We start from the raw sequence: 13,518 nt of genomic DNA, 5'->3' as shown, positions 1-13,518 counted from the left end.
CAGCAACACCCAAGTCCACCGCATCAACCAGCCGTAGGAGCACCGCCATGACGATCTGGACCGACCTGAGCCCGGTGCCCTTCTCGCTCTCGTACGTCGACGCCGGCGGCGTGCGGACGAGGACCCTGCGAGCCGGTGACGGCGCCCCCGTGGTGTTCCTGCACGGCACCAGCGGCCACCTCGAGGCGTTCACCCGCAACATCGCCGCGCACGCCGAGCACTACGCCGTCCACGCCATCGACATGCTCGGCCACGGCTACACCGGCAAGCCCGGCCACCCGTACGAGATCCCGCTCTACGTGAAGCACCTGCTCGACTATCTCGACGCCGTCGGGGTCGAGAAGGCGCACATCGTCGGCGAGTCGCTGGGTGGCTGGGTCGGCGCCCGCGCCGCCGCCGACTTCCCCGACCGGGTCGCCAGCCTGCAACTGCTCTGCGCGGGCGGCACGGTGGCCAACCCCGAGGTCATGCAGCGGATCGACTCCAGCACCCGGCAGGCCGTGGCGACCGACGACGTCGAGCTGACCCGCAAACGGCTGCGGCTGCTGATGGCCGACCCGGCCGACGCCACCGAGGAACTGGTCGAGGTGCGGCACCGGATCTACCACGAGCCCGGCTTCGTGGCCGGCATCGACAACCTGCTCTCGCTGCAGAAGATGGAGATCCGCCGGCGCAATCTGCTGACCACCGAGCAGATGGCCCGGATCAGCCGGCCCACGCTGATCGTGTGGGGCCGCAAGAACCCGTTCGGCGACGTGCCCGAGGCGCAGGCCATGCACGAGGCGATCCCGGGTTCGCGGCTGGAGCTGTTCGACGACACCGGGCACTGGCCGCAGCACGAGCAGGCCGCCCGCTACAACCCGCTCAGCCTCGAATTCCTCGCGAAGGTCGCCTGATGCGGGCCCTGCGCGTGCACGACTGGGGCAAGGACCCGGTCGTGCACGAGATCGAGGAGCCCGTACGGGGTGAGGGCGAGGTCCTCGTGCGGGTGGAGGCGGCCGCTCTCGCGCACTTCGACCTGACCGTGGCGTCGGGGAACTTCGCGCTCAAGCCGCGGCTGCCCTACACCGGCGGCGTCGAGGGCAGCGGCGTCGTGATCGAGGCCGACGACCTTGCCCCCGGCACGCAGGTGATGCTGCGCGGCGGCGGTCTCGGCCTGCTGCGCGGCGGCACCTGGCAGGAAAGGGTGAGCGTGGCCCGCAAGGCGGTGACCGTGCTCGACCCGCGGCTGCCGCCCGAGGTGGCGGCGACGTTCTTCGTGCCCACCACGACCGCCGCGGTGGTGCTGCACGACGTGGCGAAGCTGCAGCCGGGCGAGAAGGTCGCCGTGGTCGGCGCGGCCGGGGCCGTGGGCGCGAGCGTGGCCCAGCAGGCGCTGCTGGCCGGGGCCGAGGTGACCGGGTACGTGGGCCGGGACGACCAGCTCGACCTGGTCCCCGGCGGCGTCACGGGCGTCGTCCTGGGGGAGGAGCCGGACGAGAAGGCCGACCTGCTGGTGGACACGCTCGGCGGCGAGGGGCTGATCGGGCGCAGCCGCTGGGTGCGCCAGGGCGGCCGGGCCGTCGTGGTCGGTTACGTGGCCGGCACGCGGGTCACCATCGACCTGCCGAACTGGCTGCTCGACGACGTGGCCCTGCTGCCGGTCAACATGATCCGGCACGAGCGCCGGGCCCGCGAGCTGGCTCCCGCCCTCATCCGGAAGCTGGCGGCGGGCGAGCTGTCCGTGGCGGTCGAGTCCGTGTCCCTCGGCGACGCCGTCGACGCGCTGCGGCGGATGCGCTCGGGGCACGTACGGGGTCGTGCCGTTCTGTCGTTCTGAAACCCCTGGTCCGGCCGGCGGGACGTGTTCCGCTGGCCGGACCGTTTCGTTGATGGTCGCGGCGCGGGCGACGAGATTGAGGTGATGGAGGCCACCGCACCGAACTGCCTGTTCCAGCCCGACCCCCGCGAGCCGCACCCCGCCCCGGACAGCAACAGCGTGCTGGGCAAGGTTCGCCGCATCCTCGAGGTGTTCGGCCTCGACGACGAGACGCTGAGCCTGAGCGAGCTGGCCCGCCGCACCGGGCTGGCCAAGGCGTCGGTGCACCGGCTCAGCCAGGAACTGGTGCAGTGGGGCCTGCTGGAACGCCGCAACGGCGAGTACCGGCTCGGCATGCGGCTGTTCGAGATCGGCCAGCGCGTGCCCCGCCAGCGGATCCTGCGCGACCTGGCCCGGCCGCTGATGATCGACCTGGTGCAGGCCACCCACGAGACCGCGCACCTGGCCGTCGCGGACGGGCTTGAGGTGCTCTATCTGGACAAGGTGTCGGGGGAGCACGCGCAGATCAGCCGGCCGTCGCGGGTCGCCGGGCGGATGCCGCTGCACTGCACGGCCACCGGCAAGGCGCTGCTGGCGTTCGGCCCGCGGCACCTGCTCGACGAGGTGATGACAGCGCCGCTGACCCGGGTGACGCCGCGGACCACGGTGGCGCCGGGCCTGCTCGCGCAGGAGCTGCAGAAGGCTCGTGAGCAGGGGTTCGTGGCCGAGTACGAGCAGACCCGGATCGGCTACATGAGCGTGGCCATCCCGCTGACCGGGGCGACCGGCGCCGTCGTGGCGGCCCTCTCGGTGACCGCCCCGACGACGCGGGCCAAGGTGGATCGGTACGTCGGCCTGCTCAACCTGGTCGGCCGGCGGATGACGAAGCTGCTCAGCGCCCAGGAGATCTGAGGGCCGCGACGATGTGCCCCGCGGTCTTGGCGGCGTACGCCTCGATCGAGACCATCGGGTTGACGCCGGGGGCGGTGGGCAGCGCCGAGGCGTCGGCCACGTAGACGCCCTTGACGTCGAACAGCTGCCCCTCGCCGTCGACCACCGTGCCGGTGGCACAGGTGCCCGACTGGTGGGCCGAGAGCGTCAGCACGTCGGGTCCCTCCAGCTTCGACAACACGGCGACGAACTCGTCAAAATCCTCGCCCTCGCGCCAGCGTGGGTCACCCGGCAGGAACGTGAAGATCTCGCGGGCGCCCGCCGCGCGCAGCAGTTTCGCCAGTTCGACGTGACACCGCCGTACGACCTGCAGGTCCACCTCGTCGTCCAGGTCCCAGTGGATCAGCGGCATGCCGTCGGGGCCGAGTTCGACGCGCCCGGAACCGTGGTCGCGGGCGAAGCCCCACACCCCCGACACGTGCCGCAGCCGCAGCTGTTCGCGCTTGTGCGACTCGCCGTCGTGCCAGGGCGTGAGCGCCGTCCAGAAGCCCAGGCCCATCGGGGCCGCCTCCACGACGAAACCGTGCTCGCCGGCCACGTGTTCGTAGTCGTGGCTGACGCTGGTCAGGATCTGCCCCTCCCAGCCGCGCACGTCGGAGTCGAAGACCCCGCTCATGAAGTACGACGGGTGCACGTGCAGGTTGTTGCCGACTTCGGGGCCGCCGATGCCCGAGGCGAGCAGCAGCGCCGGACTGGCCAGGGCCCCCGCGGCCACGACGACGACCGGCGCGCGCACCTCCACTTCCCGGTCACCGACCTTCGCCCGTACGCCGGAAGCCCGCCCTTGATCGTGCAGGATCTCCCGCACGTCGCAGTTGGGCAGCAGCCGTGCGCCGTCGTCGCTGGCGTCCTGCAGGAACGTCTTCATGGTCGACTGCTTGCATCCGCGCAGGCAGCCCGCGTTGCATTCGCCGCAGTAGCGCGACTCGTCGTCCCGGGCGTTGCGGGCGAGTGTGGCCCAGGCCAGCCCGGCCGCCTCGAACCCGCGGATGAGGATCTGGTTGACGTGGTTGTGCACGGTGTTCGACGGTTTCGCGTTGATCCGTTCCATGACCGCGCGTACGTGCTCGTCGAAGTCGTCCAGCCCGCGCATGCCGCGCTGCCGCCACTCCTCGACCACGTAGTCCGGTGTGGGCAGGCAGGCCATCGAGTTGACGGTGGTGCCGCCGCCGACGGTCGACCCGGCGAGCAGCCCGACCGACGCGCTGGCCGACCACAGGAAACCGCCGCCGAGATAGAGGTTGGGGAACGACAGCGCCTCAAGTTGCGGCAGATCCGGCTCGTTGCGGTAAGACCCCTTCTCCAGTACGAGGACCCGCAGCCCCGCCTCGGCCAGGCGCGCCGCCGCGACCCCGCCACCGGCGCCCGAGCCGACCACGATCGCGTCGGCGGTCAGGTCGTCGCCGGCCGTGATCGTCCGCAGGGTCTTGGGGAACTCGGCCTCGCTCGGCGTGGGCAGCAGCGGGCCCGGATAGCCGATGGCCGGCCAGGCCGGGTTCTTCGCGTCCTCGTCCGGCCCGGTGTAGAACATGGCGAGCACGGTGCTCTGCAGAATGATCGCCCCGGGGAAGGTGCGGGGATCGGAGAGGGCGTCCCGCCAGCGTCGGACGCGCTCGTCCTCGGCGGCCCCGGCGAAGTCGTCGCCGAGCGCGCCGAGCGTGGTCGCGATCTTGTCCTGCACGTGCGGCGCGAGCATCGGGATCACGGCGGCCGCGATCGTGTCGATGCCGCTGTCCGAGGCGCTCAGGCTCAGCAGGGTGGCCGCCTCGGCGCTGTCACCGGCGGTTGCCGGGACGCGGGGGATCAGGGTGTCGCAGACGGCTTTCAGAACGTAGGTCATGGCGTTTCCTTCCGGCCCGGCGGCCGCTTTCACGCGAGGTCTCCGAGGAACTGCAAAGTCGCGGCTGCCACCTCGTCCGCCTTCTGTTCCATCAGCGGGATGGTGCCGCCCTCGATGACGGCGGTCTTGACCCGTACGGCGTTGGTCAGGTTCTTGCGCAGGCGGTCGACGTCGGGCAGCGCGAACGGGTCCTCCGACGCGCCGATCAGCAGCACCGGCGCGGTGACCAGGCCGATCCGGTCCTCCATGACGTAACGGGCGCAGGCCCGGTGCCCCTCGGCCGGGTCCACACCCGGGGCGAGCGCGTCGCGGATGAACCGGTCGAGCAGGTCGGGCCGCCCGGCCGGGTAGTACGGCTGCCGCAGCGCCCACAACTTGGTCAGGTGGCTGCCGTCCTCGGCGGTGCCGGCCTCGTCGACGCCCGGCCCGCCCGCGTGGCTTTCCCGGTACGCGGCGTCGGTCCACGGCGCCGACGACAGGATCAGCGCCTCGACCCGCTGCGGGGCGGCCGCTGCCATCTCGATGGCGACCGCGCCGCCGGTGTGGTGGCCGAGCACGGTTGCGCGTTCCACGCCGAGCGCGTCGAGCAGCCCGTACGCGCCCTCCGCGATCGCCTCGATGGTCTGCGGCGCGGGCAGCGGGGCGCTCAGCCCGAACCCGCGCATGTCCATGGCGATCACCCGACGGCCCTCGGCCAGCAGCGGCTGCACCTCGCGGAACTCGTCGGACGAGCGCGGCGTCTGGTGCAGCAGCAGCACGGCCGGGCCCTCGCCCAGCTCGGCGTAGTGCATCCGGCCGTGCGGCGTGGCCGCGTATCCGCGGATCGGCGCTGGGCTCATGAGGCGGTCCCTCCGTACGGGAAAAGGGTCTTGGGTCTCCACAACACGCCTCCCGCGGCACACGCGCCTGCCCGGTGGTCCGCTCACCGGACTGCGGGTGTTCTTTCCGCCCCGGCCGATCTTCGGCAGGCCGTGGTTCGGGCCACAGTCCGTTCAGCGGAACACCTCGCTTAGGCAGGTAACACACCGGTGCCAAGGTGAGCCGCAATCCGGTAGCCGGGAGGTGAACTCACCCCCGCCCGCAGGGAGGTACGCAGAGCCGCGAAAACGGCTACGCCGCACTGCAAGGGAGAAACCGACGGTGACTGCACAAGCGGCGCCTCTGGTCGAGGTTCGCGGAGTCTCGAAGAGGTATCCGGGCGTCCTCGCCCTCGACAACGCCGGGCTGGCCGTCAGCGCGGGCGAGATCGTGGCGCTGACCGGCGAGAACGGCTCCGGCAAGTCGACCCTGTCGAAGATCATCGGCGGGGCCGAGCAGCCGGACGGCGGGGTCGTGCTGGTCGACGGCGTCGAGACGGTGATCGCCAACCCGGCCGTCGCGCTCAGGCTCGGCATCGTGATGATCAGCCAGGAGCTCACCCTGGCGCCGCACCTGACCGTGGCCGAGAACGTCTTCATGGGCCGGCTGCCCCGCCGCGGCCGGGTCGTCGACTGGGCGGCCGTGCGGCGCCGGGCCCGCGAGGAACTGGCCGCGCTGGACGTGCACGTCGACGTCGGCGCGCAGGTCGGGGACCTGTCGGTGGAGCTGCAGCAGGAGGTCGAGATCGCCCGCGCGGTGTCGTCGAAGGCCCGGCTGCTGATCCTCGACGAGGCCACCAGCTCGCTGTCCGAACACGCCACCGAACGGCTGCTGGCGCTGGTCCGCGAGCAGGCCAGGCGCGGCGTCGCGGTCCTGATGATCTCGCACCGCATGCCCGAGCTGTACTCGACCGCGGGCCGGGCCGTGGTGCTGCGCGACGGCAGAACGGTCGGCACGGTCGCGCTGCCGTCGACCCCCGAGTCCCAGCTCGTGCGGATGATGGTCGGCCGCGAGCTCAACGACTACTACGGCTCCCGCGACTGTGTGCCCGGCGACGTCGTGCTGCGGGTGCGCGACCTGGCCTCGGCCGACGGCGCGCTCGCCCCCACCTCGTTCGAGGTGCGCAGCGGCGAGATCGTCGGCGTCGCCGGGCTGGTCGGCTCGGGCAAGGCCCAGCTCGGCATGGCTTTGGGCGGCGCCATCGCGGCCACCGGCGACGTGCGGGTCAACGGCGCCCCCGTCGCGCTGGGCGACCCGCGCAAGGCGCTCGGCGCGGGCATCGGCCTGGTGCCCGACGACCGTAAACGCGCGGCCCTGCTGCCCACCCGCAGCGTCGCGCACAACATGACGCTGACCTGGCTGCCGCAGCTGTCGAAGCTGGGTGTCGTGCCGACCCGCACGGAGAAGAGGCGGGTGCGGGAGGCGATCGCCGAGTACGGGGTGAGGACGTCCTCGCCGGCCAAGCTGATCACGCAGCTGTCCGGCGGCAACCAGCAGAAGGCGATCCTCGGACGCATCTTCGCGCTGGGCTGCCCGGTCTACGTGCTCAGCGAGCCCACCCGCGGTGTCGACGTCGGGTCCAAGAGCCAGATCTACGCCCTGTTGCAGAAGCTGACCGAGGGCGGCGCCGCCGTCGTGATCATCAGTTCCGAGCTGCCCGAGCTGATCGGCCTGGCCGACCGGGTCCTGGTCTGTTTCCAGGGCGCGGTGCGCGGCGAGGTCAGCGGCGAGCAGCTGCGGGAAGAGGTGCTGAACGCGATCGCGGTCAGCGGGCACGTCCACGAGGAGTCGTCATGAGCACGGACACGTCGATCCGCCCCGCCGCTTCGCCCGAGGCCGGCCGTGCCCGCGCCGGCGCCGGGGTGCTGACCGGTCTGTGGCGGGCGTCCGGCAAGAGCACGGGCGTGCTGGCCGGCCTTCTGCTGCTGGTCGTCTACTTGTCGATCACCCAGCCGATCTTCATGACCTGGGGCAACATCACCAACATCGTGGCCGGCAACAGCGTCGTGCTGGTCCTCGCGGTCGGCGCCACCTTCGTGATCATCTCGGGCGGCCTGGACCTGTCCACCGCCTCGGCGGCGGCGGTCACGGGCATGTCGTACGGCATGTTGCTGCAGCACGGGATGAGCGCGTGGGTCGCGGTGGCCGGGGCCCTGGCCGTCGGTCTGCTGCTCGGCGTCGTCAACGGCGTCCTGATCTCGTACGTGAAGATCTCTTTCCTGGTCGTCACCCTCGGCACGCTGTCGATCTTCGAGAGCGCGGCGCTGGTGATGTCGCAGGGCAAAACCATCAACGTGTTCTCCCTCGAGGGGTTCCAGCCGGTCTACAACCTGGTCAACGGCAAGGCGGCCGGGATCCCGTACCTGCTGGTCTTCGACGTGCTGCTCGTCGTGGCGGCGGCCCTGGTGCTGCGGTACACGACGTTCGGGCGCGGGGTGTACGCGCTCGGCTCGAACCGGGAGGCGGCCCGGCTCAACGGCATCCACGTGGCCCGGACGACGCTCAGCGTGTTCCTGATCGCCGGCCTGGCCGCGGCGGTGGCCAGCCTCATCCAGGTCGGGCGGCTCACCGGGGCCGGTCCCGGCATCGACTCGACGCTGCTGCTCACGGTGGTGGCCGCGGTCCTGATCGGCGGCACCGCCTACACGGGCGGCGACGGCGGCGTGGGCGGAACGGTCCTCGGCGTCCTGTTCCTGGGCGTGATCCAGAACGGCCTGACCCTGAGCGACGTGTCCACCTTCTGGCGTGGCACGGTCAACGGCGTGGTGCTGATCGTGGCTGTCGCCCTCGGAGTGGCCCGCGACCGCGGCTGGCTGCGCTTCAACCGCACCACAACCCCTGCATCGTCATAACCCGCCGGCGCCTGCTTCCCTACGCTTTCCTGAATCGCACATTTCGGATTTGTGCGATACGCACTATCGCCCCACCGCCGGCGGAACTTCACCGCTTGCCGGCTGACGTGACGGAGGACTTCATGCCGCAAGTACAGGACCAGGCGATCATTCAGGCGGTCTGCGACACGTTCGCACCGTCCCTGGACGCCCCGTCGGGTGCGGACGACGCCACCATCGCGTTCTACCGTGACGGCGCCGTCGCCCGGGGCATCGACGTGGCCGTGGCCGCCGCGGTCGGATCGCTCGATGCCCTCACCCGCGGTGCTGTCGCCGGCCTCGTCACCCGGCTGGGACCCGCCTTCGCCGAGAGCGATCTGGAGACCCGTACGGCGACTCTGCTCGCGGTGGCCGACGAATCGATGCGCCTTCGTCTCGGCGTACGGCAGCTCAAAGCCATGACCCTCGCGACGCTGGTCGGGGCCGTGGACGAGACGGGCACCAACCCGACGTGGCCCGCGCTGGGCTATCCAGGGCCTGCCTCCAAGCCGCCCGCGACCCCCAAGACCCTGCCGCTGGAGGCGCTCCCGGCGGGTGAGGCCACCCTGGAAGCCGACGTCGTCGTGATCGGCTCGGGCGCCGGCGGTGCGATCGTGGCGGCGCGCGCGGCCCAGGCGGGGGCGTCGGTGCTCGTCCTGGAGGCCGCTCAGTACCGCAACGAGGCCGACTTCCGGCAGATCGACTCGATCGGCGCGGCCCAGATGTTCCTGCGCGGCGGCTCGCTGTGGTCGTCGTCGGGGCAGATGGGCGTGCTCGCGGGCGCGACCCTGGGCGGCGGCACAGTGATCAACTCCATGGTCTGCCTGCGTACCCCGCAGCACATCCGCGAGCTGTGGGCCTCGTACGGGCTGGAAGGCCTGGACGGCCCGGACTTCGACAAGTTCACCGACCTGGTGTGGGACCGGATCGGGGTCAACACCGAAGCCACCCGGTACAACGCCAACACCCGCGCCATGATCACCGGGCTGGCGTCGCTGGGGTACCGGCACGAGCGGCTGCCCCGCAACGCCGCGCTCGACGACGACGCCACGATGTGCGGCTACTGCAACGCCGGCTGCCAGCAGGGCAAGAAGCGCTCCACCCTGCACACGTACCTGCGGGACGCCGTCGACGCCGGGGCGCGGATCGTCGCCGGCGCGCACGTCGACCGGGTCATGACCGCCGACGGGCGGGCTTCGGGTGTGCTCGCCACCGTCACCACCCCTGACGGCCCCTGCGCGCTCACCGTCAACGCCCGCAACGTCGTCGTCGCGGCGGGCGGCATCGAATCCCCGGCGATCCTGCTGCGCTCCGGCATCGGCGGGCCCGCGGCCGGCAAGAACCTCACGCTGCACCCGGCCTGGATCGTCACCGGCGTCTACGAGGAGCCGGTCGAGGCGTGGCACGGCCAGATCCAGTCGGCTGTCAGCTTCGACCTGACCCGGGCCGTCGACGGCGGCGGCTTCCTGGTCGAGAGCCTCGCGCTCAACCCCGGCACGTGGGCCGGGCAGTCCCCGTTCACCGACGGCCGCACCACCCGCGACCAGCTGCGCAAACTGCCCTACTTCGCCACCTGGCACGGCGTGTCGCACGACCACGGCAGCGGCGAGGTCCACCTGGACGCCGACGGGCGGGCCGCCGTGCACTGGGACCTCGACGACGACGTCGACCACCGGATCGCCGTACGGGCCCACACCGAACTCGCCCGCATGCACCGCGAGGCCGGCGCCACCGAGATCTTCACCTTCCACTGGAGCGACCAGCGCTGGCGGCGCGGCGAGGACTTCGACGCGTACCTCGCGCAGCTGGCCGGCTCCCCGATCAACGACCACACCGCTTTCTCGGCCCACCAGATGGGCTCCTGCCGGCTCGGCGCCGACCCGGCCACCTCGGTGGCCGACGGCTGGGGACAGCTTCACGACGTCGCGGGCGTCTGGATCGGGGACGCGTCCGCGTTGCCGACCGCGCCCGGCGTCAACCCCATGATCACCGTCATGGCGCTGGCCGAGCGGACCGCCTCGGCCCTCGTCACCTCTCTCTAGCGCTCGCTTCTGTTGTGCTTCGCCCCCTCGGAGGAATCGTCATGCCCATTTCCCGGTGGAAACTTACCTCTTGTTCGCTTTTGGGACTTGCCGCCCTGCTCGGCGCCACTGCATGCGGCGGGGGCGACGACGCCTCGGCCTCGGGCGGCGGGAGCGGCCTCAAGGTCGCCTACTCCAGCCCCGTCGCGTCGCAGCCGAGCCAGCAGTTCCTGACCGACGGCCTCAACGCCGGCGCCAAGGAGCTCGGCTGGGAGGTCAACGTCGTCGACGCCAACCTGTCCGCCGACGCGCAGGTCTCCAACGTGCAGACCATGGTGCAGCAGAACGTCGCCGCGATCGGCCTGTGGGCGCTCGACTCGGGCGCCATGGAGGGCACGTACGCCCAGGCCAAGAACGCCAACATCCCGGTCATCGGCGTCAACTCCGAGGGCCAGAACGTCACCTCGACGGTGTGGTGGGGCTTCAACCTCTGCGACACCGAGGAGGCCCCGTTCAAACAGGCCGCCAAGCAGATCGCCGAGGCCCGCCCCGGCGGCAACGTGATCGTCCTCGGCGGACCACCCGTCCCGTCGATCCAGCAGAACGTCAAGTGCTTCGCCGACGCCGCCACCGCCGCCGGCCTCAAGGTCATCAACCAGAGCGACAACACCAAGGACACGGCCGCCGCGGCCGCCACGCTCACGGCCGACCTGTTCAGCAAGCACAAGGACGTCGACGCCGTCTGGGCCTACAACGACTCGACCGCGCTGGGCGCCTCCACCTCGGCCACCCAGGCCGGCCTGAAGATCAGCGACGGCAAGAGCGAAGGCGTCATCATCCAGGGCGCCAACGGCGACTCGGACGCCATCGAGGCCATCAAGCAGGGCCGCATCACCGGCACCTGGGACCCGGACGCGTACGCCACCGGCATGGCCGTGCTGAAGGCCATGGACGACGCCAAGAAGGGCGCGACCGGCAAGCGGTACGTGGTGACCGCGAAGTACTGGGACAAGAGCAACATCGCCGACTACAAGAGCACCGACCAGCTCGGCTACACCCTGTCCACCCTCCCGGTCACCACGAACTGACCCTGAACCAGCTGGCCCCGGCCAACGGCGACCGGGGCCCGCTTTTCCGTCTAGGCTGCGCTTGTGAGGGAGCCGTCACCCGAGATCACACAACGCGAGCTTCGAAACGATGCCGGCGCCATCCTGCGCGCGGTCGAGCGCGGCGAGTCTTGCACGATCACGCGCAACGGAACACCGATCGGTTGTCTCATCCCACTCGGGTGGCGTACCTACGTTCACCGCGAACAGGTGATGGCCGCCTTTGCCGCCTCCCCGACAGTCGATCCCGAGCGGTTGCGTGCCGACCTCGACGCCGCCGCCGAGCAGGACCCGTTCGACCGCGACCGGTGACGCCACACGCGGCCTGATCGACACGAACATCGCGGTGCCCTGCCGCTTCGGCAGCGCGACGGTGACGCCACTGGCCCGGTCTTGACTCAGCCCTCGTACGGGCCTGTGCGGCCCACTACGGAAGCGCCCCCCCATAGATCGATGAAATCGAATATTGTCAGGTTCCATGGGCCTGACCAGGAAGCAAGTTCTCACGATGATGGGCGCCGCGGCCGCCGCCCCACTGGCTGCCGGGGCGGGCAAGCCGCGAGTGATCCGGCGGGACGTCTGCGTTCTGGGCGGTGGCTCCGCCGGGACGTACGCCGCGGTCCGCCTGGGTGATCTGGGCCGCGGCGTGGTCGTGGTGGAGGCGCGCGACCGGCTGGGCGGCCACACGGAGACCTTCCACGATCCGGCGACCGGCGGCACGATCGACATCGGTGTTGTCGTTCTCGAGGACGAGCCGGTGGTCCGTGACCACTTCGGCCGGTTCGGCGTCGACCTGGTGCGGCTGGCCGGGGGTGAGGGCGGCACGACGGCGTACGTGGATTTCCGCACCGGCCGTCCCGTCGATTACACGCCCCCGGCGCCGGTCGCGCTGCCCTCCTATTACCAGCAGATCCTTCCGTACGGGCCGATCGACACCGTCGTGGACCTGCCCGACCCGGTGCCGGCGGAGCTGGTGGCGCCGTTCGCCCGGTTCGTGGCCGAGCGTGACCTCGGCTCGATCGTCCCGCTGGCTTTCGCGTACGGGCAAGGGATCGGTGATCTGCTCGGGTTGCCCGCGCTGTACGCGCTCAACCTGTTCGGGCAGGGCGTGGTCGGCAAGCTGCTCGGCGGAGGTTACGTCACCTCGGCCGCGCGGGACAACAGCCTGCTCTACGAGCGCGCCGCCGAGCACCTGGGTGACGACGTGCTGCTGAACACCCGAGCCGTACGGGTCGAACGCACCCGTTCCGGCGTACGGGTGCTGGGTTCGAGCCCGGACGGCCCGGTGCTGATCGAGGCGGGCAAGCTGCTGGTGACCGTCCCGCCGCTGGTGCGCAACCTCGCCGCCGTCGACCTGGACGCCACCGAGCGCTCGATCTTCGGCACGTTCACCGCCGGCGGCTACTACACCGGTGTCGTACGCCTCTCCGGCCTGCCCGCGGGTGTCGGCCTCGACAACGCGGCCGCCGAGACGCCCTTCCATCTGCCGCCGCTGCCCGGCCTCTACATGGTCGCGCCGAGCGCCGTGCCCGGGCTCTACAACGTCAAGTACGGCAGTCCGTCGCCGCTGCCCGACGCGGTGGTGCGCCGCGAGATCCGGGCCGGCATCGAGCGGGTCGCCGCCGCGGGAACGTACCCGGTCCGCTTCGAAGGGTTCGCCACGTACGCCGGCCACGTCCCGTTCGAGCTGCGTGTCGGCCCGCGCGACATCGCCGGCGGCTTCTACCGGCGCCTGAACGCGCTGCAGGGCCGCAACCGCACATACTGGTCGGGCGCGGCCTGGCACTCGCACAACTCGGCCCGCATCTGGCTCGGACTGGAACGGCTGCTGCCCGCGATCGCGGCCTGAACACCCTCGTCCCGGTTCTGAACGAGGTGAAGGGGAGAAAAGCTACTGGGTTGTCGACCGCGACGATGCCCAGACGGTCACGCTGTATCAGCTGTCGTCCGGCGCCACCTACGTCGAACGCGCCAAGATGCCGCTGGCGTGGCTGCTGCAGACCGCTCCCGGCGACCACCTCGACTGGCGAACCTCCCGAGCACGGTCCGTTGACCGGACCCGAAAGCGCCGTCG

The 13,518-nt window shown here is 71.2% G+C and carries 11 protein-coding genes; 9 read left to right on the top strand and 2 right to left on the bottom strand.

All coding sequences use genetic code 11. The annotated features are described in order from the left end of the window. Positions 1–47: 47 nt before the first annotated feature. The 3 genes from C8E87_RS05060 to C8E87_RS05050 all read left to right on the top strand — a co-directional run bounded on the left by C8E87_RS05060 (position 48) and on the right by C8E87_RS05050 (position 2,710). Entirely contained in the window at positions 48–896 is an 849-nt protein-coding gene (locus tag C8E87_RS05060) for an alpha/beta fold hydrolase (protein WP_133872004.1), read from the top strand. Next, positions 896–1,819 carry a quinone oxidoreductase family protein gene (locus C8E87_RS05055; RefSeq protein WP_133872003.1) on the top strand — a complete coding sequence of 308 codons (924 nt, stop codon included), beginning with the start codon at positions 896–898 and terminating at the stop codon, positions 1,817–1,819. Before C8E87_RS05060 ends, C8E87_RS05055 begins: the two co-directional genes overlap by 1 nt. Positions 1,820–1,903: 84 nt before the next feature. Beyond that, entirely contained in the window at positions 1,904–2,710 is an 807-nt protein-coding gene (locus C8E87_RS05050; protein ID WP_133872002.1) for an IclR family transcriptional regulator, read from the top strand. Here the strand turns inward: C8E87_RS05050 and C8E87_RS05045 are convergent. Then, a complete protein-coding gene (locus C8E87_RS05045; RefSeq protein ID WP_133872001.1) occupies positions 2,691–4,589 on the bottom strand; it encodes a GMC family oxidoreductase N-terminal domain-containing protein in 1,899 nt (632 codons plus the stop codon). The genes C8E87_RS05050 and C8E87_RS05045 overlap by 20 nt on opposite strands. A gap of 29 nt (positions 4,590–4,618) precedes the next feature. Beyond that, entirely contained in the window at positions 4,619–5,428 is an 810-nt protein-coding gene (locus C8E87_RS05040; RefSeq protein WP_133872000.1) for an alpha/beta fold hydrolase, read from the bottom strand. A 301-nt stretch (positions 5,429–5,729) separates the two neighbouring features. On the opposite strand from C8E87_RS05040, the gene C8E87_RS05035 reads away from it, so the two are divergent. The 6 genes from C8E87_RS05035 to C8E87_RS05010 all read left to right on the top strand — a co-directional run bounded on the left by C8E87_RS05035 (position 5,730) and on the right by C8E87_RS05010 (position 13,293). Further along, on the top strand, positions 5,730–7,244 hold the full coding sequence (locus tag C8E87_RS05035) for a sugar ABC transporter ATP-binding protein (RefSeq protein ID WP_203720678.1): 1,515 nt from the start codon (positions 5,730–5,732) through the stop codon (positions 7,242–7,244). Next, positions 7,241–8,299, top strand: coding sequence for an ABC transporter permease (locus tag C8E87_RS05030; protein ID WP_133871998.1), 1,059 nt, complete (start codon positions 7,241–7,243; stop codon positions 8,297–8,299). Before C8E87_RS05035 ends, C8E87_RS05030 begins: the two co-directional genes overlap by 4 nt. Before the next feature lie 122 nt (positions 8,300–8,421). Then, on the top strand, positions 8,422–10,359 hold the full coding sequence (locus C8E87_RS05025) for a GMC family oxidoreductase (protein WP_133871997.1): 1,938 nt from the start codon (positions 8,422–8,424) through the stop codon (positions 10,357–10,359). Positions 10,360–10,439: 80 nt separating this feature from the next. Further along, positions 10,440–11,426, top strand: a complete 987-nt coding sequence (locus C8E87_RS05020) for a sugar ABC transporter substrate-binding protein (RefSeq protein ID WP_203720679.1) — start codon at positions 10,440–10,442, stop codon at positions 11,424–11,426. A gap of 63 nt (positions 11,427–11,489) precedes the next feature. Next, positions 11,490–11,756, top strand: a complete 267-nt coding sequence (locus C8E87_RS46780) for a type II toxin-antitoxin system Phd/YefM family antitoxin (protein WP_133871995.1) — start codon at positions 11,490–11,492, stop codon at positions 11,754–11,756. A 166-nt stretch (positions 11,757–11,922) separates the two neighbouring features. Next, positions 11,923–13,293, top strand: coding sequence for an FAD-dependent oxidoreductase (locus tag C8E87_RS05010; protein WP_133871994.1), 1,371 nt, complete (start codon positions 11,923–11,925; stop codon positions 13,291–13,293). Positions 13,294–13,518 lie beyond the last annotated feature (225 nt).

Origin of the sequence: Paractinoplanes brasiliensis (genome assembly GCF_004362215.1) — a bacterium.
GTDB classification, from domain to species: Bacteria; Actinomycetota; Actinomycetes; order Mycobacteriales; family Micromonosporaceae; genus Actinoplanes; species Actinoplanes brasiliensis.
This window is presented reverse-complemented; position numbering and strand designations above follow the sequence as displayed.